This is a genomic window from Arthrobacter sp. MSA 4-2 (genome assembly GCF_016405885.1).
Lineage (GTDB): Bacteria > Actinomycetota > Actinomycetes > Actinomycetales > Micrococcaceae > Arthrobacter_D.
Map to the genome: position 1 here is coordinate 44365 of NZ_JAEKGC010000015.1, position 25217 is coordinate 69581.

Genomic DNA, 25217 nt, shown 5'->3' on the forward strand with positions numbered 1-25217 from the left:
TCGACCCATTATGCAACGCGGCAATTCCACCGCTGTCTCGCACTGCCGCCGAACGATTCCCGGCACCTGGGCGTTGAACCACCACATGCTGCGGTGTACGGCCCGTTACCAACGGGTGAACGACTGTTGAACGGGTAGGGTAGCGGCACTAGGCTTCGATCGGCCCAGAAACGGGTTGTTTGTCGAACGCCCCGGTAGTTGGAATGCGAGGTGTAGCGATGTCTGACCGGATTCTTCACGTGACCCGACGGGTCGGCGTCGTTGTGGGCCGCATCGTTGTCTACGTCCTGATCTGGGCCGGACTCGCGCTGTTCATCGCCTCCGCCGGCATCCGCATGTACTGGGGCGAGATTTCCGTGGGTCAGATGCTCCTGAATCTCGTCTCCGTGGAAACCGACGGCGGGGGCGGACCCATCGTGTGGACCGGAATCCTGGGAATCGGCGTCGTACCCCTCCTCCTTACCGTCGGAGTCGCGATTTGGCAGTCCCTCCGCCGCCGCAGGCGCCGCCGCAACGGCGACGGCGACCGTCCTCGTCGCCGTCAGTGGATGATGCACACCGTCTCCACCGCTCTGGTGGCTACGGTCGTCGTCGGCGGCACCACGGCCTTCGCCACCACGGTGGGCCTGGGGGACTACATCCGGGCAGCGAACTCCAAATACGACATCGGCGACTACTACGTGAAGCCGGTCGTCACTAACGACGACGACAAGCGCAACCTGGTGGTGATCTACCTCGAGTCCGGTGAGGCCACCCTCGCCAACGACCGGCTCTTTGAGAAGGACGCGTTCGCTCCTTTAAAGGAGGCGACCAAGGCCGCGGACGGCTGGCAGAGCGTCGATGACTTCCAGCAGTACAAGGGTGGAGGCTGGACCATGTCGGGTCTGGTCGCGACGCAGTGCGGCGTTCCGCTGAAGGGCGTCGGCTCCGCCGCGGGCAACGACCTCGGCGGCGGTCTCGACACCTACCTGGGAGGGCTCACCTGTATGGGTGATGTCCTGGATGAGCACGGCTACACCAGCGTCTTCCTGGGCGGCGCCAACGCCGCCTTCGCCGCGAAGGGCACCTTCCTCAGCAGCCATGGCTACGCCGAGCAGAAGGATCTCTCCGACTGGCGCGCCGCCGGCGAACCGGAGAAGAACTTTCGCAGCGACTGGGGCCTGAGCGATGAACGCCTGATGGCCTACGCCAAGGACGAGATCGACGGGCTGCACGCCGAAGCGGAGAGGACCGGTGAGCCGTTCAACCTCACCGTGCTGACGCTTGACACCCACGAGCCGGCGTACATCTTCGACTACTGCGACGTGGACACCCAGGAGGAGGTCACCTCTGTGTTCTCCTGCTCCATGACCCAGGTGGCAGGGTTCGTTGAGCATATGAAGGAGAAGGGCTACCTCGACGACACCGCCGTGGTGATCATGGGCGACCACCTCAAGCACATGGGCGCGAATGACGCCTTTCACGAGCAGTTGGACAACCACCCCAACCGCACCATCTTCAACCGGATCTGGATTCCGGGCGGGGACACGGACGGCGCGCTGCGCCCCCGCATCGATCAGCTCAACCTTTACCCCACTCTGCTTGAAGCCGCCGGGCTGACCCTGAAGGATCAGGAGGCCGGGCTGGGCGTGTCCGCCTTCGTCATGGCGGTCCCGGAGGGCTCGGCTCAGGGGATGAAACCGGACGCCTATGGTGAACTGCTGGAGTCGCGTTCCCCGCTGTTCTACACGGAGGCCTGGGCCGGCAGAAACGCCCGGTAGTGCTTTACCTGCCCGACGGCGAAGCGCGGCCCTTCCGGCCGCGAAGTCCCGTCACGCGCCGACGTCAGCAGACCCCCTGAATGCTTAGCTCCGCGTGCGTCTGGGCAGTACCTCGCTGTCCGCGTGCCCTGAAGGCAGTGCGGTGGCGCCGGAGTGCCCCGACGACATCTGCCGTTTGAGCTGCTCAACCTCTTTCTTGAGCAGGTCGACGTCGGCGCGGTACCGATCGAAGGCAGCCGTCCGGCGCCGGGCCATCGTAAAGCCGATGCCGGCGGCGAGAATGGCAAGAGGGAACGACGCCAGCAGGGCCCAGCCGGACGCGGCAAGGAAGTCCAGTGCGACGGGAAGCGCCTGCTTGAACGCGAGGAACTGGTTTACCCCGCCGATCACGCCATCCAGAGTGGAATCCAGGGGGCCCAGATACTCACCCACGATGGGCGTCTCCGAGAGCGAGGGGGCGCTCAGCGACGGGTCTTCCCCTGAAGACCAGCGCGGATCGTCGAAATGATTCAGGACGTAAATGGCGGCACCCGCATTGAGTGCCGCGAAGAGGAGGACTGAGGCAAGCGCGGTCCAATGAAGCTTCCGCGGACGCCAGAGGCCGGCCGCGAGCGCGAAGACGATGGCCGCGACCCACGGAAGGATGCGGAGTACGTCGAGGCTGATGCCGCCCAATAGATCCAAGGTATTTCCCCGCCCCCTGCAGTCGGGATCGATGCGCGATCCGGTTGCGATCGAGCCTATCCCAGTGGCGCCCGGGCAGGCCGCAGATCCTGCCGCACCGTGGTCGGGGTTTCCCCGTCGAATGGCACAATGGCCTGGAACGTGGAGTGACACCCGAAATGAGCCGTACCGCGTCGAAGACCATCATCGTCCGCGGGACAGAACGGATTCCTCATGGAGCTCCAGGGACTCAAGGTACTTCTCACGGGCGGCGGCTCGGGCGTGGGGCTGGAACTGGCCCGCCAGCTGGTCGCCGCAGGCGGTGATGTGCTCATCACCGGCCGGGACGAGGGACGCCTCGACGTGGCCGCGACGCAGATTCCCGGGCTCCGGACGCTGGCGGCTGACCTCGCCCGCGCGGAGGATTTGCCGCGGATGGTCGATGCCGCGCTCGCGCAGCTGGGCGGACTCTCGCTGCTGGTGAACAATGCCGGAATTCAACTCAACTATCACCTGGCCACCCGGCCGGTGGCCGAGGTGCTCACCGAGGTCGAGCTCGAGTTGCGCACCGACCTGACCGCTCCGATTCAGCTCACCGCCCTCAGCCTGCCCCACCTGATGAAGGCACCGAGTGCCGCCGTCGTGAACATCAGTTCAGGCCTCGCTGTTTCCCCCAAGCGCAGCGCGGCGGTGTACGGAGCGGCCAAGGCCGGGCTGCGCACCTTCACAAAGGCTTTGCGCTACCAGCTCGCCGTGGACGCTCCCGGCATCAACGCCGTCGACGTCGTCCTGCCCCTCGTCGATACTCCCATGAACGCCGGCCGCGGCACCGGCAAGATCAGCGCCGAGCAGGCCGCCCGCGAAATCCTCGCCGGCCTGCGTGCTGACCGCTCCGAAATCCACGTGGGAAAGGCCAGGGCTTTTCTTCTCCTGCACCGTCTTGCGCCCCGCCGGGCCGACGCCCTCCTCGCCGACGGTTGATTCCGGTGTCCTCGAGAGATCGACCCCGTCGACGCTCGGACGCTTAGGACGTGCCCGGGCGCTCGCAGAGCTGCGACCGCGAGCAGGCGTTCCCGGCACGTAATACCAGCGGGGGACCCTTGCGCCGGGTGCTCCACGGTGCCACCCTAAGGCTGACCTGAGAGGGTACGACAAGGGAGGCCAACGTGAACCCGACAGAATCCGATACCAGCACCGAGGCCGCCGCTCCGAGCGTCGCGGTGGACATGAAGCTGGAGGTGATCGTTATACCGGTTGCCGACGTCGACCGCGCCAAGGAGTTCTACGACAGCCTGGGGTGGAGACTCGACGGTGAGCGCGTCGACGGGAACTTCCGTAGCCTTCAATACACACCCCCCGGCTCCGGATGCTCGGTCCAGTTCGGCAGGCAGGTCACGCTGGCCGAGCCTGGTTCCGCTCAGGGCACGCACCTGATCGTCACCGACATCGAAGCAGCACGCCGCGACCTCGTCTCCCGCGGTGTTGATGCCAGCGAGGTCTTCCACTGCGAGTCCGGCTACGCGTGCAGGTTTCCAGGCAACGACGAGCCCGTTCCGGGACCCCACCCCGACCGGGGTACGTATGGGTCATTCGTCTCGTTCAGTGATCCGGACGGAAACAGCTGGATCCTGCAGGAGATCACTCAGCGGTTCCCGGGCCGCGTCCAAGGCGGGACCACGTTCGGCTCGCCCGCCGACCTCGCACAGGCGCTCGAGCGCGCCGCCGCGGCCTACCAGGACCTGGAGAAGCGCAATACCCAGGAGGACCCGAACTGGGCGCAGTGGTACGCCTCGTACCTCGCACGGCAGCAGAGCGGCGAAGAACAGACGTCATAGGATCAGGGAGGCCACCCGGGGGTGGTTACTGCGCTCCTCCCTCGAGGTGCTGGACGGCGTCGTCGTACGCCTGTTCCGGGGTGCGGCCCTGCTCGCGCGAGACGATAAACGCTGCGTACCAGTCTGGCCAGGCATGAGGAGCGGAGTTCGCTTCGTACTTGCCGTGGTGTTCCTCGGCCTCATGGAGAAGTGAGGTCAGTGTCGACACGTCCATTGGTGGTCCTTCCCAAACGTTGGTCGCTGATGGTTGACGGGAGCCGCAGCGCGGGTCGCCGGGGGACCATTCTCCCGAATCGCGCAGGATCTTGGAAGAATATTTCAGGGCGAGCACACCTCAGGGGGCGAGCTCGATGTCCTCGCCCCGGAGGTTGGCACGGAACCCGTCGACCCGGACCACGACGTCCTGGAGTACGAGGCCCTCCGGCAGGCCCTCGATGTCGTGCTCAATAGTCACGAACCTGCGCACGACGGCGGCGGTGGCATCCGAGAGGAAGTCCGGTCCGCCGATGTCGATCGACCGCGGGTCGACAACGAGCCTGCCCTCCTCAACATCGACGGTTCCGGTGGCGGTGACGCGCAGTTCGCGGCCGAGGGCCTCGACCGTGCGGACCACGGTGGCCTGGCCGCCGTCGGCGGCCCGGATCACCGACCCGCCGCCAAGCTCCTGGGCGACGACCTCGAACGGCACCGTCGCATCCACGGTGAGCCGGCCGGCGACAAGCCCCTCGGGACGCGAGACCACGTCCTGGCCGACCGCCCGGACGTCGTGGAGCAACGACCCCGCCGTCATCACCGTCCCGGCGTCGAGGTCAAGGTCGGCGAGCCACACCTCGTCCTCGCGCAGCCCGTCAGGGGGCACGGCATCCGTCGGGCGCCCGGTGCCCTGTGTGGGCGACGGCACAGGCTCCGCTTCGTTCCCGTTGGCCGGGTCGCTTGCCGCCCACCAGAGGACGACGAGCGCAACGCCCAGGGCGAGGACCATCCCCACAGCACCGATCAGCCAGTCCTTCGCACGCTTCCACTCCATGAGGACAGTCTGATGGCTCACCGCCTGAGGAGCGATACCCCCGCTGGTCGGACACGCCGAAGGTCACATTGCCCGGAGTTCGCGGTGCGCCGCTAGGCCTGAATTATCGGACGCCCTCCAGTGCCTGCAGAATGACGTCGGTGACGATCTGGGGCTGGGACACCATGATGACGTGCGAACCCTCGGTCTCGGTGATCGTCGCTTGAGCCCGCTGCGCCATGGAACGCAGCACGTCGCTGCCGGCGGCCTTGTCTCCGGTCGGGACGACGGCCCAGGACGGCAGGGTCTTCCAGGCGGGCGTTCCGGTCGGCTCGCCGAAGGCGGCGGCGGCGACGGGGCGCTGCGTGGCGGCCATCACCGCAGCCTCCTTCACGGACACATCGGCGGCAAAGGCGTCATGGAACTTGGCGGGGTCAACAGTAAGCTCGACTGCTGTCTCGAAGTCCTGCCCCACGGGATACTGAGTGGGGATCAGTGCGGTGTTGAGGACGCTGTCGGTGGAGCCGTTCTCGATGCCCTCGAGGGTTTCGCCCTCATCGGGGGCGAAGGCCGCGACATAGACCAGACCGACGACGTTGTCGGTCTGGGGAGAGGCATTGGTGATGACCGCTCCTCCATAGGAGTGCCCGACGGCGAGCACCGGTCCGGGGATCTGCCGGATGGCGCTGGCGGCGTACGCCGCGTCGTGGGAGATGCCGCGGAGTGGATTGCTGACAGCTGTCACCGGGACGCCGGCGGCCAGGAGCCGCTCGACGACGCCGTTCCAGCTGGAACTGTCGGCGAAGGCGCCATGGATCAGGACCACTGTGGGGCCAGCGGCCGAATCGGGGGTGGACTGCGTCATGTTGTCTCCTTTGAATGAGGTCGGGCTGCCCTCGCTTGTGCTCAGGCTGCAACCGGTCCAGGGATTAATTAGCCCCCACCTTCAATGGTGGCCGGAAAATGTGAAGACGCGCTCAAGCAGGCGTCAAGGTATGAGGACGGCAGATGAACTTCAGGCGGCACCGGGCGCGCCGGCCTCACTGAGCTCGTGACGTCGGTGTTCTAACTGACGCCTAGGTCCATTCGCGCAGCCGCAGTGGTGGGTTTCCGCCGCCCGGGCGTTGCGCCAGCACTTGGTTGACGCCGTTCAGCCCGCGCTCGAAGCCGAGCGCGCTCGCCGCCATGTACAACCGCCACACCCGGGCCCGCCCCTCGCTTGTGAGCCGTACCGCTTCGTCCCAGTTCTCCTCAAGGTTGCGCACCCAAGCGCGCAGCGTCAGCCCATAGTGCAGGCGCAGCGCTTCGACGTCGAGCACTTCAAGGCCGGCCGACTCGAGCGCCCCGAGCATGACGGTGAGGCTGAGCATCTCGCCGTCGGGAAAGACGTAACGGGGGATGAAGGAGTCCGGATCCGGCGGCATGTCGCCGGCGTTCCACGAAATCGCGTGGTTGAGCAGTCGCCCGCCGGGACGCAGCAGGCCGTAGAGGTGGGACGCGTAGTTCCCGATCTGCTCCCGGCCGACATGTTCGGCCATGCCGATCGAGCTGATAGCGTCGAATGGACCATCGGTGACATCGCGGTAATCCTGGACCCGGATCTCGACGAGGTCGGCGAGCCCGGCGTCGGCGGCCCGCTTCCGCCCGAGGGCCGCCTGCTCTTTGGAGAGCGTGACGCCGACGACGTCGACTCCGTAGTTCCGTGCGGCGTGCAGCGCAAAACTGCCCCAGCCGCAGCCCACGTCGAGCACCCGCATACCGGGCCGAAGGGCGAGTTTTCGGCAGACCAGGTCGAGCTTCGCCTCCTGTGCCGCGTCCAGGTCCGTGCTTCCGTCCTCCCAGACTGCGCACGAGTAGACCATTGACGGTCCGAGCACCAGCGCATAGAAGTCATTGCCGACGTCGTAGTGGGAGGAGATCGCCGCGGCGTCACGCTTCTTGGAGTGCTTTCTTCCGAACCGGGTGACGTTCATTTCCTCCGGCGGCGGTGCAGGCGGACGTCCGAGCGCACCTACCCGGACTGCTGCCCGGAGAAGTGAGGAACGCTCACCCAAAGTGAGAGGGCGGAACGCCTTCAGTTCGGCGAACTTGCCCACCGAGCTGAGCACGGAGAAGCTCTCAAAGAGGTCGCCGGGTCCGTCGATGTCGCCGGCCACATATGCACGGCTCAGCCCGAGCTGGTTTGGCGACCACAGCATCCGCCGAAGCCCCCGCCGGGAACGGAACTCGATCACGGGCGCACCGGAGGGCCCGGCTTCCGAACCGTCCCAGGCCCGGAGCCTCAGCGGGATCTCCTGGGTGCCAAGCACGATGCCCAGGGCTTCGGCCAGGCGGGGTGCCACTCCGGTCCTCTTCGTCATGCCCCCTGTCTACTACGACTCGTCCGGGGGAGCCAGAGGCAGTTCGGCGGCGGACATCCCGCACCCGGCCCTTGCTGGTCACGCCGAAGGAGGCACGGTTAGGGTGGTCGCATGGACTTCGACTGGCTCCGCGCCTCGTGCCTGTCCTTCCCCGGCGCCTATGAGGACTACCCCTTCGGCCCGGAGACCGCGGTGTTCCGTGTCAGGATCCGGCAGCAGGACAGGAGACCGGTGCCTGGGAAGATCTTCGCCTTGGTCGGCGTCGACGCCCGCCCGCTGTCCATTTCCTTGAAGTGCGATCCGGCGCTTGCCGTCCAGCTCCGCGCGGCGCACCGCGAGATCACCGGAGCCTGGCACCTGAATAAGAGGCACTGGAACGGAGTGAGGCTCGACGGAAGCCTGCCCGCGGGCACCGTGCACGACATGATCGAGGACTCCTACGACCTGATCGTCGCATCCCTGCCCGCGGCGGACCGGGAGGGACTGGGCTGGTCGACCGGCACGCCCTGACAAACGCCATGAGCCGTCCAGCGAACTTTCGCGGACGGCTCATGAAGAAGGACTCAGGCGGATTCTTCGCCCTTGTCGTCCACTTCCTCGACCCACGCCGGCGGCTCGTCGCGGCCCTGTTCCTCGTCCTTCTCGGCGTCCTCCGGCGTCGCCTGCACGATGCCCTGCGCGTGGTGCGTGGGCGCGTAGATGGTGTAGAGGCGGAGTGGTTCGTCCCCGGTGTTCTCGACGTCGTGCCAGGTGCCGGCGGGCACCTGGATGCTCCAGCCGTCCCCGACGTCCTGCTGGAACGACAGGTCGTCCTTCGAGGGCCCCATCTTCACCCGGCCCTTCCCGGCATCGATGCGCAGAAACTGGTCGGTGCCGTGATGCACCTCGAGGCCGATCGCACCTCCGGGTTCGATCGACATGAGGGTCACCTGCAGGTGCTTGCCGGTCCAGGCGACGCGGCGGTAGTCGGAGTTCGCCGTCGTCGCGCTCTCGATGTCAAAGGCGTTGGGCTGTGGGCCGTTGTCAGTGATGTCCATGACCGCATTCTGTCCCATTCGCCCCGGGATCGCCAAGGCGCCCCGGCCGATCACGGCCCAGCCGGGAGCAGCGCGAAGGCGTAAACGGCGGCTTCGATGCGTCAACTGGCGGACCAGAGCCTACGGAGGCAAGGCGGTCAGGAGGACCGGAGTGCAATCGCAGACCGGTTCCGTCCCTGGTAGAGGCGGCGGTAGCTGGAGGGCGTGGTGTTGAGCTCGCGCGTGAAGTGCAGGCGGAAATTGGCTGGCGTTCCCAGGCCCGTCTTGGCGGCAACTGCCTGCACAGTCAGGTCGGTCGTTTCGAGCAGACGGCACGCCCCGGCCATCCGCTGGCTGGTCAGCCAGCGCAAAGGTAGAGTTCCGGTCTCCTTATGGAACTTGCGCGAAGCTGCTTGGCGTCTCCGCTGTGCGGACCGGAAGCCCAGTGGATTCTGGGCGCTCGGCGGGGCAATGACCGGCAAGCCCAGGGAGCCCGTGGGCTCCGCGGCCCGTCGGGCGCGGGGCGGTCATCTGTGAGGGCGACGTCCGCGGGCTACGGTGCGAGGGCGCCGAGGATTTCCTCGTCGGAGAGCCTGCGCTCGCCAACGTAGAACAGGACAGCGCTCTCGGGCAGCGGCGTATCCCAGCCGGGATTGATGATGGTGCCCTCGTGCTGCACGGCGAGCACCGTGGTGGTGAAGCTGCGTCCCAGGACTTCCTGAATCTGTCCGAAGTTCACCGGCGGCAGCGCATCGGGCAGCCGCGTGCTGTAGGTGTTGCGGCCGCCGTGGCTCATGAGGTCGGCGTACACGACGGCGATCCCGGGATCTTCGAGCTCCTCGGTGGCGAGGCGGGGCGAGTGCCACTGGACGCAGCGGACGTTGGCGTCGACATAGGAGAAGTTGCGGGCCCGGCCCATATCGCGCAGCGTGACGACCGTGTGCGCGGTGGGGTTCACATGCGTGACGGCGACGGTGACGGCGAGCGCTTCATTGTCGTCGCGGGCGTCGATGAGCACACGGGCGGCCCGGTGCACCCCGGCACGCTGCAGAACGCTTTCCTCGGCGAGATCACCGCGGACGAAATCCAGACCGTGCTGCTCGGGCATCGGATTTTCCCGCACGTCCTCCGCGGCGCACAGGACGACCCGACGGGCATCGTCCGCCGTGATTTCCTGAATCAGGCGTTCGGTTCGTCCTGGGGTGTAGCCCACGATCACGAGGTGATCCGACAGCTCCACATGCCGGTGGCCTTTCATGCGTTGTCCCTTCGCATTGTCGATCGCGGTTGCGATTCTGGTAAACAAGGTGGTCAGCGTCACGATGCCGCCGACGATGACATACACCCCGACGAGGCGGCCGCCGACCGTGGTGGGGAAAAAATCGCCGTATCCCACAGTGGCGGCGGTGACCAGAAACCACCACCAGTACGTCTTCACCGACGTGATCGAGTTGCTGGAGGGCTCGGCCCACACCATGAGAGGCCAGCTGGTAACGAACACAGCGGCGATGATGAAAGCCGGCAGTACCCAGAAGCGCGCACGTCCAAGCCGCCGGATCAGACGGGATAGTACAAATGGCACCCCTGCGTTCCCTTCGTTCCCTGCCGGCATATACCGATTGACCATACCCCCACTACCGGGCGGGGACGCCGTCTGGGCGTGTCGCGGCGGGAGCTGGGCGGGCTCTGCCGGGCGCGGACCAATCCTTAGCCGGCACCTCCACGGAGTACGTCCACATGGACGTGGTCGAGGTGGCGCAGGATTTCGTTGCCGGGATCGGGTGCGTCATAGTCGTGCCACCGGCCCCGGGGAAGATGTGCGCTCCAGAATAGGTCGTCGAAGATGACGTACTGGATATCGAGGTCCTCGGCATGGGCGACGAGCCAATGGGCGAGAATCCACCCCTGACGCCGGTTCTCCTCACTCACCGGGCGGAAAAAGATGTCGATGGCCCGCCCGTCGTAGTGGGTCGAGTCCGCCCCGTGCCCCTGCTCGACGCCGCCTGGAACGAACCCGCCGAGGCTCTGTTCACCGAACACCTCGGTCATCGCCGTCCTCACCTGCTCGGCGCGCGGCGTCAGGCCAGCGGCAGTCAGCTGCTGTTCCGGCAAGTCATCGGCGGCGGAGCCACGGCAGCTCAGACTGGGGCCGGCATCCCCGGACGGTCCCTCGGCCAGCCGCTGCAGCACCGCTTCGTCGATCCCTGAGGTGTCCGGGGCCTCCGCCCCGCGCGCCCGCAGTGCCACCGCCGTCGTCGCCAGCTTCGCCTCCTCCCGGTCAAGCCCGATCGCTCCGTCCGCGGTTTGCACCAGGCACTCCGAGCCCGCCAGCAGCGGGCCGTCCCCGAGGCGCAGGGCGCTGAGCAGTCCGGGTCCGAAAAGTACCAGCACGGAGAGCAGGATCCCGAGCAGGAGCACGCCCACAATCGGCCGCGTGCGGCGGCGGAGGGTTTTGCTGGAGTTCACAGCTGTGCGAGGGCGTGGCGGTCCATGCTTCAATCATGAACCGTCCCTGCGGGCGAAGGGCCCTAGGGGCGAGAATGCGTACGCGGCGAACCGTTCGCCGATCATCTCGTGGGTGGCCATATCGGGATGGAGCGCATCCGGCAGCGGTTGCTCGATTGCGTCGTCCTGACCGTAAAGGTGAAGGCCGTCGAGGAAGTGGAGGTTTTCATCTTCCGATCTCCGTTCAACGATCGATGCCAGGCAGGCCCTGATGGTGCGAAGAGTCAGACGGCCCTGGGCTGAATCAGCCTCCTCGCCGGTCGCCATGAACCGGATCTGAGATGTGCCGAAGCTTGCAGGATCGATGGCTCCCGGGCCGGGTGTGTCCTCGTGGATGCCGCAGAAGATTGGAGAGACGAGCAGGAGTGGTGTTTCGGGGTGACCGTCGCGGATCGTATCGAGGAACCCGTGAACCGCGGATTCGAACGCCCTCATCCTCATCACGTCCAGATTCACCAGGTTGATGCCGAGCTTGACGCTGATGAAATCAGCGGGGGTGTCACGGATCACCCGGGCGACGAAAGGATCAGCAAGTGCGCTTCCACCGAAGCCGAGGTTGTGAAGCTGGGCTCCGCCTGCGCGCGCCGCGACTGCCGGCCAGGTCCCTGTCGGAGTGCTCGAGTTCGAGCCCTGGCTGATGGAGCTGCCGTGGTGAAGCCAGACCGGCCCGGCCGGAGCCACCACAGCAACGGGAGCGTCCGCCCGGAGTTCCACCAATTCGACGGACTCATTGTGAGGCAGCCACAGCTCAATCAGCTTGTCGCCCTCAGGCAGGTCCGAGAAGACTGAGACATGCGCGACGCCTGACCTAAACGTAGATGCCCCTGTCTGCGGGTCTACTTCAGTAACATCGCCTCCGGAGAGAACGTCACTTCCAATCAGGATGCCGTTGCTGGTGAGGTCCACGTGACCGCGCGGGCGATCAACCCCGCGATAGGCAAGCCGCGTCGGATGCGTGACAAGTTCCAGATGACCCGCGGACGTTTTCCCCACCACCCTGATTCCCGAAGGCTGTGCCTCCATCATCATGAGCTGCGGGTCCGGGAACCGCGTGCGTACCCACGCCGGCAGGCGGTGCGGACGAAGACCGCGGGGCGTGCTTTCCACTTCCTGCGCGCCGCGCAGATGAGCTGGGGTGAGAGGGATGCTGATCAATGAAGCTTCCTTGCAGGGTCAGGGCCATCAATGGATGGCCAACTTGAAAAGAGGGTGTGCATAGCGTCGATGGCAATGTCCCATGACGATTCCGGCTCGGGACTACGGTGACTGAAGCTGCCTGACCCAGCTAGCGCGATGAAGCCGTTGATGAAGCTTCCGAGCATCCGGGTGGCATGCACCTGCCACTCGGGGCGCAGCGCGTACCGGTGCAGCACGGATTCGGTCAGAGCAACGAGGCGTCCCACCGCAGCGGAACCGGCCATCCCGCCAGCGGTGAGATGCTGCAGAGATTGCCAGCGCCCGGGTGACCGCGACGCATACACCCGGTGTGCTTCGGCGAAGCCGAACAGGGCTTCCCGCCCGCTTCTGCCGGCTATCCGGGTCGAAATAGCGTCCGACAGTTCCTCCAAGGCCAGCGCGGAAACGCCCGCCCTAAGCGCTGGAAGGTCCCGGACGTGGGAATACAGACTCGGCGCCGCCACTCCCAGGCGGCGGGCAACGGCAGAGATCGACAGGGAATTGAAACCCAACTCGTCAGAAAGGTCAGCGGCGCGGAGGATGACGGTGTTTGTGGTGAGACCTGAACGCATAAGACCAGCCTATACCCTATAGGCAGATGCCTACTAACCATAGGGTGGCGGTCCGGACAGATCATCGGACTCGGAAGGGAAGCAGCGACATGGTCGATGGAAAGACGTAACAACAATCACTTGCTTCGCTGGTGACCGGCTTCTGGCCCTAGCACTAATAATGGAGGGGTGGGCGAACGCCGGGCGTGGTTGGTGTGGGGGACCGGAGTGGTCGCCTACCTCATCGCCGTCACTCAGCGGACGAGCTTCGGCGTCGCTGGCCTTGAGGCGACCGAACGCTACTCCGCCAGCGCCTCAGCCCTTTCCATCTTCACCGTTGTGCAGCTGCTCGTGTACGCCGCGCTGCAGATTCCTGTCGGGGTCCTGGTCGACCGGGTCGGCCCGCGCCTGCTCATCCTCGCCGGGGCCGTGCTGATGGCCTCGGGCCAGGTGCAGCTTGCTCTCTCGGAGACCGTCGCCGGAGGGATCGCGGGAAGACTGCTCGTGGGCGCCGGCGACGCACTGACCTTTATCTCGGTGCTGCGCCTGCTTCCCGCCTGGTTCGAGTCCCGCAGGATCCCCGTGCTGACCCAGTTCACCGGCATCATCGGACAGCTCGGTCAGGTTGTGTCGGTGGTGCCGTTCGCCGCGCTGCTCGGCGCGGCCGGGTGGAGCACGGCGTTCCTGTCGGCCGCCGGTTTGTCCGCGCTCGCCGTCGTCCTCGCGGTCGCCGTCATCCGGGATGCCCCGCAGCGCCAGCCGCGGGCGAAGACCGGGCTGCGCCAGACGGGAATCTCCCTCGCGCAGGCCTGGCGCCAACCCGGAACCCGCCTCGGGCTGTGGTCCCACTTCACCGTTCAGTTTCCCGGGACCGTTTTCGTGCTGATCTGGGGCTACCCGTATCTGGTGCGGGCCGAAGGGGTTGACCCCGTGGCGGCGTCGGCGCTTCTGACGCTGTTCGTCGCGGTGGGCATTGTGTCGGGGCCGATGCTCGGACTCTATGTGTCCCGGCACCCCCTGCGCCGCTCCACCATGGTTCTGGCCATCGCGTCCGGCATTGCCGGCTGCTGGCTCGCCGTCCTGCTTGCGTCCGGGCCGGCACCCCTGTGGCTGCTCACACTGCTCATCGTGGCGCTGGCCCTTGGAGGTCCCGGTTCGATGATCGCCTTTGACTTCGCGCGCACCTTCAACCCGTCGTCGCGGATGGGAACGGCCACGGGCATTGTGAACATCGGCGGATTCGTCGCTTCCCTGGTCGCGATGTACGGAATCGGGGTGATTCTCGATGTCCTGTACGCGCGGGGCGTGTCCGGGGGCGACCTATATGCCCTTGGCTCGTTCCGGATCGCGATGGCTTTCCAGCTCGTGATCCTTGCGGCAGGAGCTGCGGCGATCCTGATCGTCAGGCGCACCGTGCGGCGGCGGATGGCGGAGCAGGGCGTTGTCGTGCCGCCGCTCCGTGAGGCGCTTGCCCGGGAACGTGCACGACGGCGTGCCACCCGGTCCGAACGGACCAATGAAGGCAATTCCGCCTAGGTCGGCATGGGGGAATTCATGCGAGGCGAGCGCGGGCTGGACACCAGTACTTACAGGCTCCACTTCGCTCGTGCCAGACTAGGCCGCAGCGACAGCGGAACCAGGGGGAGACGTGGCGGGTAGCGTGCGCGAGGGGGCAGAGCGGCCGAGCCAATGGGTGGCGGCCGAGCGGAGATCCGCCCCCGTGAGGGACAACGGCATCGGGGAGGCCCTCCGGATCTACTACACCCGGTACCTGTTGATCGGCATACCGCTCACCCTGGCCCTCGGGACCGCCGGCTCGTACCTGCTGTTCGATGACGGTCGAAGCCGGTGGGACCTGCACATCTTCGTCGCTGTCAGCGTGATGATTGTGGGCTGCTGGATCGGAGGGTGGATCTATCAGGCCAAGCGGATGAAGCCAAGGGTCGACCTGGGCTGGGGCGAAGTCCTGATCGCGCTGAACAAGCCGGATCGAAAACTATTGCTCCGCCAGATTGCAGGCAAGGATCCGGTCGACCCCAAACGCTTGGGCGTAGCCCGGGCAGTCGCCGTGCAACTACGGGAGAGCAACGCCACCATTCTCTTGTATCTTCCGACTGCCGTGACCTTTTTCGGTCCTGCCCGCCGGGTGTGGTGTTATGCCATCCCGATGGGTATTTTCCTTGGCGTGTTCGTCTATCTCTTGATCCGGGATTTCCGGCGGCAGGGCCGCTTCCTGGAGGAAACCGCTCATCACGACTCCCGTTAGGACAATCAGATGCAGACCGTCACCCTCAATAACGGCGTCGACATGCCGATCCTCGGTTTCGGCGTGTACCAGATCCCGGCGGACCAGACCGAAAAAGCGGCCGCGGATGCGCTGTCGGTTGGGTACCGCCTGATCGACACCGCCGCGGCCTACGGCAACGAGGAGGCCGTTGGCCGGGCCCTCGCTGGGAGCGGCCTCCCACGGGAGGAGCTGTTCGTCACCACCAAGCTCTGGGTGCAGGACGCGGGGGAGCAGCACACCATCGACGCGTTCAACACATCCCTCGAGCGTCTCGGGCTGGACTACGTCGATCTCTACCTCATCCACCAGCCCTACGGCGACTACTACAGTGAATGGCGTGCCATGCAGGGTCTCTACAAGGAGGGCCGCGCCCGGGCGATCGGCGTCTCCAACTTCCACGCGGACCGCCTCGTCGACCTCATTATCAACAACGAGGTGACCCCCGCGGTCAATCAGATCGAGACTCACCCCTTCTATCAGCGCACCGAGGACCAGCGCCTCATGAAGGAACACGGAGTTCAGCTCATGTCGTGGGGCCCCTTCGCCGAGGGCCGAAACGAGTTGTTCACCCACCCCGCCCTCACCCCGGTCGCGGAAGCGCACGGCGTCTCCGTGGCCCAGATCGTGCTCCGGTGGCTGATCCAGCGCGACGTCGTCGTCATTCCCAAGTCGGTAAACCCGGACCGGATCGCCCAGAACTTTGACGTCCTCGGTTTCACCCTCACCGAGGACGAAATGGCCCACATCGCGGCTCTGGACACCGGGGCGTCCGTGTTCTTCGACCACCGCGACCCCGGCATGACCGTGCGGTTGGGGTCGGTCCGCGTCAGCTGATCGCGAGGTCTGGGGCACCCGTTCGTGGTCCTGCCGGATCAGGATCGCTTTGGTGTTCACCGATCCCCGCCGAGGTGCGACGGAGCAGGGCTCCGGCCGGCCGGAGGTCCCGGAATGGCATTGACAGGTACGTCTCCCGGGCGCACCCTTCCTCTACGGGCAGCGCCGGCGAAGTGGTGCGGCACGAGCAGTTGAAGGAAGGCAGAACCTTCGCAGCGGACCCCATCAGCCTAGAGAAAGAAGCAAGGACCACGGCATGTCATTCCAGGCGTATCTCGACACCATCGAAGACAAGACTGGGCTTACGCCCCGCCAACTGCTGGACATCGCGAACAGCAAGGGGTTCGACGAGCAGAACGGTAATGCCGGCGAGATCCTCGAATGGCTGAAGGCCGACTACGGGCTCGGGCGGGGCCACGGCATGGCGCTCGTCCACGTCATCAAGAAGGGTCCCGGAATCGACAAAAAGTACGTGGGAACGAGCGGGACGCACAGGGACGAGTCCGAAACCCTGTGGCTCGATGGAAAGGAGAACAAACCCTCATGACCACGGTTACCGACCGCGAGCAGCTGCGCCAGAACACCGACGGGACGGCGTTGTTCGTTGGGGCCGACCACGGCGCCGGCGTCTCGTTCTTCTGGGTGGACACTCCGCCCGGCGGAGGGCCGGAAACCCACTGGCACCCCTACACCGAGACTTGGGTGGTGCTGCAGGGGGAGGCAGTCATCGAGTCCGACGGCGAAGAGCTCCGCGCGGGCGCCGGCGCGATTGTGACGGTCCACCCGCGCGCACACCACCGCTTCCGAAGCAGCGGTACCGGAAACCTCGAAATGATCTGCATTCACGCCTCTCCCAAGATCATCCAGGAGTTCGTGACCACCGCACCCGGTACAACCTAGAGCGTTCACCCGCCGTGCGCCCGCATGTTGAGTTCGGCATGTGACGGGGCGGCTGCAGCGCAGAGGCCTCCACGCAGCAGGCGGAAGCACAGCAGGCGGAAGCACAGCAGCATGACGGCTGAGCATCCGGGATGCATTCCTTGTCCGTCAGGCCCGGGCTGGGGGACATCAGCTCCTTTTTCGTTCGGCAACAGGTTGTCCTAGACCGCCATGAGCGGGGGGCTTAACCTTCAAAAGTACGGCTTTGTCGTGGCTCCCGAGTTGCTGGGCCGGGGACCCGACGACCGTATGAGCGCCAACATGGTGTTCCTGGCGGGTGGCGTTTACATTCGCCGGACTTGCATACAGCAATGAGGCAAGTGGTGAGGCATGTGCCTGTTTCAGTCCAGCTCCCGGTTTCAATAACTGCCCGGTCGGTAGCGCCGGCATGTTCCGGAGCGGTGAATCTTCGGAGGGTCCGGAACGGGCGGACGCCGGGGACGATGGTCCGTGAACGCCTCATGAGGGCGGGCTGAGATGCCCGACCTCCCTCTCCCCACCGTGACAGTGGTCATCTGCGCCTACACAACGGAGCGTTGGGACTGGCTGCTTAAACTCCTCGAGTCGATTCGCGCCCAAACTTGTCCCCCAAAAGAAGTCATTGTGGTCATCGACCACAACGAGGAGCTCTACGGGCGGCTCGCCGGCACCGCCGATGACGTCACGGTCCTGAGGAATACCCGTCCGCGCGGACTCTCCGGGGCGCGCAACACCGCGCTGGACGCGGTCGACTCCGGCATCGTCGCCTTCATTGATGACGATGCCGAAGCCGCGCCGGATTGGCTCGAACGCCTCACGGCCCTGTATGACGACCCTGACGTGCTGGCGGTCGGCGGAAGAGTGGATCCGCTCTGGGAGGTAGGACGTCCTGGTTTCTTCGGCCAGGAACTCGACTGGATCGTGGGATGCAGCCACCGGGGTATGCCACGGGTCGCCTGCGAGGTCCGTAATGTCATCGGCGCCAACATGTCCTTCCGCCTCAGTGTCATTCGCCAGGTGGGCGGGTTCAATCTTTACCTGGGCCGGCAAGGATCTGTCCCCTCGGGCTGTGAGGAAACTGAAATCTGCATACGGTCCGTAGTGGGGGCGCCTGGTTCCCGGATTGTCTACGAGCCTGCAGCCGTGGTGCGCCATCATGTGCCCGCGAACAGGGGGACTTTCCGCTACGTGCTCGCCAGGTCCTGGTCCGAGGGCGTTTCCAAGGCGCGGGTCAGTCATGTGGTCGGCTACAAGCGGGCACTGGGACCCGAACGCCGGTACGTTCGAACTGTCCTGCTCCGTGCTTTTCTCGCTGGTTTGTACGACTGGGGTCGGCATGGGAAATCCGCCGGGCTCGGGCGCGCAGGGGCCGTCCTGACGGTGTTGGTCACCTCGACGGCGGGCTATCTCTGGGGCCGCCGGCTCGTGCATGTGTCAAGGAGGCGTCCACGCCACCCTGCCCAACCGTGGCGAGCAGTGCAGTAGGCGGGCCGACAGTTTACCCGCAACTCTGCGAAGGAACCCGAAAGCCGCTGACCCTAGGCGGACTGACTCCTTCGATAGCCAGAACGGTGATCACCGTGCATCCTGTAATTGTCCGTTCTCCGCGGACAGCTTTTCCGCCCGGTGCTGGTCTCCCGAGCAGCGCAGGCTCACCTTGAGGAGGTTGGGGCCTTGGAGCCGGATGCGCTTGATGTCTCGGTGGTGATCCCCGCACGTAACGCCGCCCGGTGGTTGCCCGAATGTCTGGAATCGGTGCGGAACCAGCGGCCGCGGGAAGTGATCGTCATCGATGGGTGTTCCGAAGACTCAACGGTGAAGATTGCGCGTTCCCATGGCGCACTGGTCCTCTCCGATGAGGGACGCGGCTTGTCGGCTGCGAGAATGCTGGGGGTCCACAACGCAGCGTGCCCGGTTGTGGCACTGATCGACTCTGACGTAGTGCTGCCGAAGGACTCTCTGAAACACCTGGTCGCTGAATTTGAGCAGGGCGGCTATGACGGGCTCCAGTCGGGCCTGGTGAGCGAGTCCGATGGGGCCGGGTACTGGGGGGAGGCGCTGGCATGGCACCACAACCGCAGCCGGGCCCGCTTGCGGTTCGGTGTCTGCGCCACGCTCCTGAGACGCGATGTGCTGTTGGAAGCAGGCTTTGACGAGGAGTTCGCCTCCGGGGAAGACATAGATCTGCGGTTGCGGCTTCGGGAAGCCGGACGGCAGTTGGGCGTGTCCACCACCACCTTCGTGAGACACCGCTTTCGTGACAACTTCGCTTTTGCCCGTGACCAGTGGCTTCAAGATGGCGCTGGACTGGCTCTTAACATTCGAAAGCACCCGCGCTGGGCTGGTTGGCTGGTTGCTTCACCGCTCCTCGCGACCGGACGTGGTGCAGGGCTGGCGCTGCTGGGAGCTCCCCGCTATCTGCCTTATTGGGCAGCATTCTTCTTCTATAACTATCGCGCCTTGTTCAAGGAACTTCTCCGTCCGGCCGACGGCGGTCTTTCCCTCGGCGGCAATGCAGTGTGGTTGACCGCAGCCAGAGTCGCGCCCATGGCCGCGGGACTTCTCTTCTGGGGCCTCGCCGCAATGCTGTTGGCTCCACCTCAGCTTGGTCTGGGGTCAGCGGTAGTGGCGTCGGCACTGTTGACGGTACAGATCGGGATGCTTGGAGTTGGTCCGGCCACGCTAACGCTGCTGCCTGCCCAGAACGACCGGCGGCGCCGGCTCATCGCCACAGGACTGCTCACAGTGGGACTTGCGTCCATCATTGTTGCTGCAGCGCTGCTCATTATTACGCGTGCCCTCGGTCCCGGCGTCGGTCAGGCCTGGGACGATCCAGCGGTCACGGCGGCGTTCCTGGCTGCCGCCTTCTTTGCCAGTACCGCGTACCAGCTTGATCACATCAGTGTGGCGATGTCGCGTGCCGACCTGGTGTTGGTGCGCAGCGTGCTGCAGGCTTTCATCCAGCTCACGGTTCTCATCGTCTGCCTGACGGCGGGGTACCGCAGTGTCATCGCAGTCGTGGGCGCCGTCGCCCTCGGAGCGGGCGCCAGTGTGGGACTCGGCATGCGCCAAATCCATCATGCCGGTCTCGGCCCCCAGTGGAGGGCCGGCGCCAGGCTCCATGAAGTGTCGTACCTGTTGAGCACGGCATTACGAAATTATCCCCTTGTGCTCGCCGACCGCGCGCCCGCCTATCTCCTGCCCCTGATCGTCGCCGCGACACTCAGCACCTCGGCCGCTGCGACCTGGTACGTGGTCTGGATGCTGACGTCGGCGGTGTTTTTCGTCCCTCAATCCGCCGGTTATTCGCTTCAGGCGAAACTTGCCGAGTTGGGTCCAGTCGATTTGTTGATCAATCGAGCACTGAGAATCAGCCTGTTGCTCACCTTTGCAGCCGGGGCAATTCTACTGGCGGTGGGCCCCTCAGTCCTGCAGGTGCTCGGCCCACAATATGTCCCGCAATGGGTGCTGCTGCCGTTCCTGGTCCCGGCGGTAGTTCTGAGCTGTGTGACCCAGGTCTATTACGCCGTGTGCCGGGTGTATGGCCGTTTCGCGGAAGCCACCGCGGTTGCAGTCCTGGCGGCCGTCGTCGGGCTGGTGCCGGCGGCAGCCGCAGCCGAAAGTTCCGCTTTACCCGGGCTGGCCGCGCTATGGCTCCTAGCCCAAATGTCGGCTGCAGTTGTTGCCGCGTTGCGTCTGCGGCGTCTGGGGAACGGGACGGGAGGGGGAGGTTTGGGCCCCCCAGAAGACCTCGATACAGCCTTCGGGGCGCGAACGGGTTGAGAACGCAACGACGTCAAAAAAAGTTGAGGGCTGCGGCCGCGGGCCGCAGCCTACGCCCCCCTCGATGCGTGCAGTTCCAAGGCAAGGCGAATATTGCGATGGACAGGTCGCCGGAGGCATACGGTGTCCCACGCGTGAGCAATCGGAAGACACCTAGTCCTTGGCCCAGATCGCCACCCAGTCGACGTAGACATGGCCGCGGGTGTCCGGATGAGGACAGGTCGTCAGGCAGGACTCGGTCTGCAGGATGTAGTGCATCGGGGTGTCAGGTATCGCCGACGTGCTGGTGCCGATCAACTTTCCGTCGAGAAAGAATTTCACGCGGTCGGGGCTCCACTCGGTGGTGGCTGTATGCCAGGACGTGAAGGTGGACTTGGTACGGAACTGGTCGAGCATGGTGACCTCATCACCAGGCCCGTGCAGGGCAGCGTAGATGGTTTTTGACAGATCCCCTTCCGGAAAGTCTATTTCGCCGTCCTCCGGCCACTGCTTACTATCGGGCCACAACAGCCACGCTAATTTGAATCCCTTCAATGCGTCGGCCTTGAAACGCACGGAGTACCGGCCGTAGGTTTGGCTGTTGTAGGGCCGCTCACCACCCTTCTCAAATCGAGGAGATGGCGCGGCACCCATCGAAATCCCATTCTCAGTGTGAAGATACATGTCCAAGAGACCGTCATGAACACTGAGGACCTTCGAGGGGTAATAGCCAGACATTGTCTCGAGAGTCTGAGCAGCCGTGTCCGGTGTGCCATCGCGGTAATTCGCGCTCCACCGTGCGCTGTAGATCCAACCGGGAAATTCGCCGATGGGGACATCTCCGTCGGTAAAGTCTTCGGTGAAAACCTGCCTCCAGCCCGGCAGATCTCCGACCGGCATGGCCGGCGTGGCAGCAGAGATGTCGTCGAGGCTGTCTGCGGTTGGTTCCAACGAATTCGAAGCCGCGCTTGGGCGGTCCCTTGCTTCCTCGTTAGAGCTTCGGCCCGGCAGTGAATCCGAGACGAAACCGACCAGGGCGTAGGTGGCTGTGAACAGAACGATTATCAAGATGACGATGCGGGCCCGCACGTGATGTCCAATCCTCTTCAAGGTGCCGCTCCGAAAAGGAGGTCATCTCTTCGAATCTGAAACGATTAGTATTATCCAGTCGCTCGGAGGGACTCCCTCATCATGCGGAAGCGGAGCGTCCAACAGGTGTTGCACGCCCCGCGCCACCCGAGCTCTTCCTGCCCCGGGGAACATCGTCATGCTCCTCGTGGCAGAGGCATCCAGGCCGAAGTGCTACGGCCTGATGGTAGTAATTTACCGAAGTGGACCGAAGCGGAACAGTAGCGGCCGGTACTGGAAAAAATTCGAGCCTACTCGGTTGAAGGAGCCCGCACAGCTCAGCCGCTCAACGACCTTGGCGGGGTATCTCGGAAAAGGACCAGGTCGGATCCCTTGGCCGCAGCCGGGCCACCGCCAAAGGATTCCTCCCTCAGGGATCAGCCGCGGATATCGGCCAGGCCGCCGGGTTCCGGGCTGCGCCGCGGGGGAAACGGAATCCGGTCGAGGTCGTTGGCGGCAATGACCGTTGCAGCTCCTGCAGTGTCCTGTGCCTCCGCAGCCAGGACGCCGGCGTCATCGTAGCGGGACGAAAAGTGGGTCAGCACCAGCGTTCCCGCACCCGCCTTGCCGGCCAGGGCGCCGGCCTGCCCCGCCGTGAGGTGCCGGTACTGCAGTGCCAGGGCGGCATCGTCATCGCTGAAGGTCGACTCCGACACCAGCAGGTCCACCCCTTCCGCAAGCTCGTCGGCACCGCCGCACGGCGCGGTGTCCATCACGAAGGCGAAGCGCCGGCCCGGCCGGTGCACGCTGACATCCTCTAGTTGGACCCCGCGAAGGCTTCCCCTGCGCTGAAGCTCCCCGACGTCGGGCCCGGCAATGCCGGCCGCGGCGAGCCTATCGGGCAGGAGGGTGCGGCCGTCGGGCTCGGTGAGCCGGTAGCCATAGGCCTCGATGCGGTGCAGCAGGGGCCGCACCTCGAGGCCCTCCGCAACCGCACCCTGAGCGCCGTGAGGGTGGAGCCGGAGATCGAGGCCCGGTGTGGCCAGCGCGACGAGAGCCCGGACGACGTTCTCCCCGGATGCTGGGTAGTGAAGGTGGACCGGGTGGGCCACGCCGTCGAGCACCATGCGCGAGAGGACGCCCGGCAGTCCGAAGCAATGGTCACCGTGGACATGCGTGAGGCAGATCCGCGTGATGCGGCTCGCTGATACGCCCGCCCGGATCATTTGGCGCTGCGTCCCCTCGCCCGGATCGAACAGGAACCCTTCGCGCTCCCACCGCAGCAAGTAGCCGTTGTGGTTGCGGGTCCGGGTGGGCACTTGGGAGGCGGTGCCGAGAATGACGAGCTCACGCATCGCTTCAGTTTGCCACCGTGCAGGCAGACGCTGCGACGCCGTCCCTCGCGGACCCCGCCTGATGCCGCTTGGCATAATTGCGTTCACTGCCAGCAGCTGGATGGCCCGGCGCCCGAAATGCCAGTAGGCCTACCCACAATGGGTCACCCCTTACCCGTATTAGGAAATTCTATGGAATTGCGGGTGCAGGAGGGATTTACCGGGCGTACCGTGAACCGTACCGCACGTATTGCGCCTCCCTTATCCCCGGAAGGAGCTCAATGGTTGTCCCATTCGCGCTGGCATTCATGGGTCTAGCGGCGATGATGATCAACGCCTTATGGGCCGCTCGCAATTTCAGGGAGAAGGGGGATCCGATCGCTCAGGAGCGAACGCTTCGGATAACCATCACTATTCTCGGGGCAGGGTTGTTCGTTTCCCCTTTTCTGATGCTGGCGAGCGGCTGAGGGCGACCACGTGAGGGTCGATAACGCCGGTCCGTGGCTGATGGCCAATGGGCTCATCCTCATGCTTATCGGTTCGTGGTGGCTGGCCCTTCCGGGCACGTCGCAGGTCGCAGTCGTTTTCCTTGTGGGCGGCGCCCTGCTCCTGGCCGGAGGCAGTGTGAAGTGGCGTGCCGACCGCCGGCGTCGCACGAATGAGCGTTAGGGAGTGCGGACGTCATGACAGCAGGGTGGTGGTTGGTCCTCGGTTCGCTCCCGGTCTGAGATTTCTTCAAGCCTTGCCTGGGGTTCAGGACACCTGGTGCTCGACGCCAGGGCTTCTGACTGGTCCGCGCTCACCGGGCTTCACATCCTCTCGGCGGTGCAATTTTTGGCTCTTATGGCTGTGGATATCTTCGGGCCCCACTGTTCCTCCACAATGACCCTTTTCGGGCGGAAATAGAACACCAGTTCGATAGAATGGGGGTATGGCAACGGCACCGATCGAGGAGCATGCGGGCACCGGAGATTTCTTCTCCGGCACCGGGGAGTTTCCCTCGGGCGCCGGGGAGTTTCTCTTCGATGTGCATGCCGGACTCACGGCATTTGCCGCCGATTTCTCCGGACGGTTCCTGCTGCTGGGGCGCCGGGAGGTCGCCGACACGGTGGCCCGCATTGAGGAGCTCTCCCGGATCGTGGACCACCTGCAGGTCCTGGGCGCCCACGCCGCCGACCAGCACCGCCTGGCCCACCTTGGAGAAGACCACCGGCCCGCTCCCGGTGAAGGGCACTGGATTGTCCCCGGCGAAGGGCACCGGGCCGCTCCCGGGGCGGGGCCGGATGATGCCGGCGGTGCCCGGTCGGAGTTCCGCGATACCGCGGAGTACCTGCGGGGCCGGCTGCGGATCAGCCGCAGTGAGGCGAATCGGCGGCTGCGCCTGGCCGCGGCCATCCTGCCGCCGGTGCCCGCCGGCGGGCTGGAGGCGCCGGCGCCGCTGGAGGTCCTCGGCGCGGCCTGCGGCGCCGGACGGGTCAGCGGGCGGGCCGCGTCCCTGATCCGCGATGCCATCGAAAGGATGAGGCCCGTTGCCGGGTCGCCGGGCCTCGACGCGATGGGGCGCCACCTCACCGAGCAGGCGGTGCAAAGCGATGAGGACATCCTGCGCGCGGTGGCCCGGCGGTGGGAGAGCGTCCTGGATCAGGACGGACACGAACCCTCCGAGAAGCTGCTGCGGGCCCGCCAGGGCGTGTTCCTGCGCGGGCGCCGCAACGGGCTGCACTTCTTGGAGATCGGGGCCACGGACGAGCAGTTCGAACACCTCGCCACGGTGATGAACACCGCCACCAACCCCCGCCTCCCCAGCCCCGACGGAGGCCTCGACGGGGACGCCGGTGCCTCCGGCGGGGACCAGGCGGTGCAGGACCCCGCGGCCAACGGCCAGGACACGGAAGGCCAGGACAGAGAAGACCAGCGCACAGAAGGCCGGGGCCGCACGGACGGGGGCGCGGACCCGGCATCCGGGGAGGACCCACCCGACGCCCACAGGGAGCGGCCCACCCGGGCGCAGCAACTTTTGGAGGGCCTGGTGGGTGCCTGCCGGATCGCCCTGGCCGGGGACGGCCTGCCCGCCGCCGGCGGACACCGCCCCCAGGTCATGGTCACCATCGACTACCGGACCCTGACCGGTCAACTCGACCA

At 65.6% G+C, this 25217-nt stretch carries 27 protein-coding genes; 14 read left to right on the top strand and 13 right to left on the bottom strand.

All coding sequences use genetic code 11. The features are described from left to right. The first annotated feature begins 218 nt into the window (after window positions 1–218). Window positions 219–1760 (top strand): LTA synthase family protein, encoded by a 1542-nt coding sequence (locus I6N91_RS15415; RefSeq protein WP_198814017.1) that lies wholly within the window; start codon window positions 219–221, stop codon window positions 1758–1760. A gap of 84 nt (window positions 1761–1844) precedes the next feature. On the opposite strand, the gene I6N91_RS15420 is transcribed toward I6N91_RS15415, so the two are convergent. Beyond that, window positions 1845–2444, bottom strand: coding sequence for a hypothetical protein (locus I6N91_RS15420; RefSeq protein WP_198814018.1), 600 nt, complete (start codon window positions 2442–2444; stop codon window positions 1845–1847). A 213-nt stretch (window positions 2445–2657) separates the two neighbouring features. Between I6N91_RS15420 and I6N91_RS15425 the strand changes: the two genes are divergently transcribed. Beyond that, window positions 2658–3404, top strand: a complete 747-nt coding sequence (locus I6N91_RS15425) for an SDR family oxidoreductase (RefSeq protein WP_198814019.1) — start codon at window positions 2658–2660, stop codon at window positions 3402–3404. Window positions 3405–3589: 185 nt separating this feature from the next. Further along, on the top strand, window positions 3590–4258 hold the full coding sequence (locus tag I6N91_RS15430; RefSeq protein WP_269823100.1) for a VOC family protein: 669 nt from the start codon (window positions 3590–3592) through the stop codon (window positions 4256–4258). Window positions 4259–4283: 25 nt separating this feature from the next. Here the strand turns inward: I6N91_RS15430 and I6N91_RS15435 are convergent, their stop codons facing one another. From I6N91_RS15435 to I6N91_RS15450, 4 genes are all read right to left on the bottom strand, one after another. Continuing rightward, on the bottom strand, window positions 4284–4472 hold the full coding sequence (locus tag I6N91_RS15435) for a hypothetical protein (RefSeq protein WP_198814020.1): 189 nt from the start codon (window positions 4470–4472) through the stop codon (window positions 4284–4286). A 120-nt stretch (window positions 4473–4592) separates the two neighbouring features. Then, a complete protein-coding gene (locus I6N91_RS15440) occupies window positions 4593–5285 on the bottom strand; it encodes an LmeA family phospholipid-binding protein (protein ID WP_198814021.1) in 693 nt (230 codons plus the stop codon). Between the two features lie 103 nt (window positions 5286–5388). Next, the gene (locus I6N91_RS15445; RefSeq protein WP_198814022.1) at window positions 5389–6129 is read right to left on the bottom strand and encodes an alpha/beta fold hydrolase; all 741 of its coding nucleotides are present in this window, start codon (window positions 6127–6129) and stop codon (window positions 5389–5391) included. 211 nt (window positions 6130–6340) lie between these two features. Then, window positions 6341–7624: a cyclopropane-fatty-acyl-phospholipid synthase family protein gene (locus I6N91_RS15450; protein ID WP_198814023.1), complete on the bottom strand. Its 1284-nt coding sequence runs from the start codon at window positions 7622–7624 to the stop codon at window positions 6341–6343. A 111-nt stretch (window positions 7625–7735) separates the two neighbouring features. On the opposite strand from I6N91_RS15450, the gene I6N91_RS15455 reads away from it, so the two are divergent. Continuing rightward, window positions 7736–8134 carry an MmcQ/YjbR family DNA-binding protein gene (locus I6N91_RS15455; RefSeq protein WP_198814025.1) on the top strand — a complete coding sequence of 133 codons (399 nt, stop codon included), beginning with the start codon at window positions 7736–7738 and terminating at the stop codon, window positions 8132–8134. Between the two features lie 53 nt (window positions 8135–8187). Here I6N91_RS15455 and I6N91_RS15460 read toward each other — a convergent pair whose 3' ends face one another. The 6 genes from I6N91_RS15460 to I6N91_RS15485 all read right to left on the bottom strand — a co-directional run bounded on the left by I6N91_RS15460 (window position 8188) and on the right by I6N91_RS15485 (window position 12893). After that, on the bottom strand, window positions 8188–8661 hold the full coding sequence (locus tag I6N91_RS15460) for a cupin domain-containing protein (protein WP_198814027.1): 474 nt from the start codon (window positions 8659–8661) through the stop codon (window positions 8188–8190). A gap of 137 nt (window positions 8662–8798) precedes the next feature. Beyond that, window positions 8799–9122 carry a helix-turn-helix domain-containing protein gene (locus I6N91_RS15465; protein WP_269823101.1) on the bottom strand — a complete coding sequence of 108 codons (324 nt, stop codon included), beginning with the start codon at window positions 9120–9122 and terminating at the stop codon, window positions 8799–8801. Window positions 9123–9193: 71 nt separating this feature from the next. After that, entirely contained in the window at window positions 9194–10222 is a 1029-nt protein-coding gene (locus I6N91_RS15470) for an ion channel (protein WP_307843385.1), read from the bottom strand. A gap of 125 nt (window positions 10223–10347) precedes the next feature. Continuing rightward, on the bottom strand, window positions 10348–11106 hold the full coding sequence (locus I6N91_RS15475; protein ID WP_307843386.1) for a hypothetical protein: 759 nt from the start codon (window positions 11104–11106) through the stop codon (window positions 10348–10350). A gap of 33 nt (window positions 11107–11139) precedes the next feature. Next, the gene (locus I6N91_RS15480; RefSeq protein ID WP_198814031.1) at window positions 11140–12300 is read right to left on the bottom strand and encodes a GDSL-type esterase/lipase family protein; all 1161 of its coding nucleotides are present in this window, start codon (window positions 12298–12300) and stop codon (window positions 11140–11142) included. Next, a complete protein-coding gene (locus tag I6N91_RS15485; RefSeq protein ID WP_198814033.1) occupies window positions 12297–12893 on the bottom strand; it encodes a TetR/AcrR family transcriptional regulator in 597 nt (198 codons plus the stop codon). The genes I6N91_RS15480 and I6N91_RS15485 overlap by 4 nt, the downstream gene beginning before the upstream one ends. Before the next feature lie 168 nt (window positions 12894–13061). On the opposite strand from I6N91_RS15485, the gene I6N91_RS15490 reads away from it, so the two are divergent. The 7 genes from I6N91_RS15490 (at window position 13062) to I6N91_RS15520 (ending at window position 20694) form a co-directional block, all read left to right on the top strand. After that, entirely contained in the window at window positions 13062–14408 is a 1347-nt protein-coding gene (locus tag I6N91_RS15490; protein WP_198814035.1) for a nitrate/nitrite transporter, read from the top strand. 184 nt (window positions 14409–14592) lie between these two features. Next, window positions 14593–15138, top strand: a complete 546-nt coding sequence (locus tag I6N91_RS15495) for a hypothetical protein (RefSeq protein ID WP_198814037.1) — start codon at window positions 14593–14595, stop codon at window positions 15136–15138. Between the two features lie 9 nt (window positions 15139–15147). Next, window positions 15148–15993 carry an aldo/keto reductase gene (locus I6N91_RS15500; protein ID WP_198814039.1) on the top strand — a complete coding sequence of 282 codons (846 nt, stop codon included), beginning with the start codon at window positions 15148–15150 and terminating at the stop codon, window positions 15991–15993. A 256-nt stretch (window positions 15994–16249) separates the two neighbouring features. Further along, window positions 16250–16540, top strand: a complete 291-nt coding sequence (locus tag I6N91_RS15505) for a DUF4287 domain-containing protein (protein WP_198814041.1) — start codon at window positions 16250–16252, stop codon at window positions 16538–16540. Next, window positions 16537–16893, top strand: a complete 357-nt coding sequence (locus I6N91_RS15510; RefSeq protein WP_198814043.1) for a cupin domain-containing protein — start codon at window positions 16537–16539, stop codon at window positions 16891–16893. Before I6N91_RS15505 ends, I6N91_RS15510 begins: the two co-directional genes overlap by 4 nt. Before the next feature lie 516 nt (window positions 16894–17409). Then, window positions 17410–18396 (top strand): glycosyltransferase family 2 protein, encoded by a 987-nt coding sequence (locus I6N91_RS15515; RefSeq protein WP_198814045.1) that lies wholly within the window; start codon window positions 17410–17412, stop codon window positions 18394–18396. A 189-nt stretch (window positions 18397–18585) separates the two neighbouring features. Beyond that, complete coding sequence (locus tag I6N91_RS15520; protein WP_198814047.1) at window positions 18586–20694, top strand: glycosyltransferase; 2109 nt, start codon at window positions 18586–18588, stop codon at window positions 20692–20694. Between the two features lie 153 nt (window positions 20695–20847). Here I6N91_RS15520 and I6N91_RS15525 read toward each other — a convergent pair whose 3' ends face one another. Continuing rightward, window positions 20848–21762 (bottom strand): glycoside hydrolase family 16 protein, encoded by a 915-nt coding sequence (locus I6N91_RS15525; RefSeq protein WP_307843387.1) that lies wholly within the window; start codon window positions 21760–21762, stop codon window positions 20848–20850. A 416-nt stretch (window positions 21763–22178) separates the two neighbouring features. Continuing rightward, the gene (locus tag I6N91_RS15530) at window positions 22179–23096 is read right to left on the bottom strand and encodes a ribonuclease Z (protein WP_198814049.1); all 918 of its coding nucleotides are present in this window, start codon (window positions 23094–23096) and stop codon (window positions 22179–22181) included. 260 nt (window positions 23097–23356) lie between these two features. On the opposite strand from I6N91_RS15530, the gene I6N91_RS15535 reads away from it, so the two are divergent. From I6N91_RS15535 to I6N91_RS15545, 3 genes are all read left to right on the top strand, one after another. Next, window positions 23357–23542 carry a hypothetical protein gene (locus tag I6N91_RS15535; protein WP_198814050.1) on the top strand — a complete coding sequence of 62 codons (186 nt, stop codon included), beginning with the start codon at window positions 23357–23359 and terminating at the stop codon, window positions 23540–23542. A gap of 10 nt (window positions 23543–23552) precedes the next feature. Then, the gene (locus tag I6N91_RS15540) at window positions 23553–23744 is read left to right on the top strand and encodes a hypothetical protein (RefSeq protein ID WP_198814052.1); all 192 of its coding nucleotides are present in this window, start codon (window positions 23553–23555) and stop codon (window positions 23742–23744) included. A gap of 262 nt (window positions 23745–24006) precedes the next feature. Continuing rightward, window positions 24007–25217, top strand: a 1211-nt coding sequence (locus I6N91_RS15545; RefSeq protein ID WP_198814054.1) for a DUF222 domain-containing protein, incomplete at its 3' end; no start/stop codon positions are given.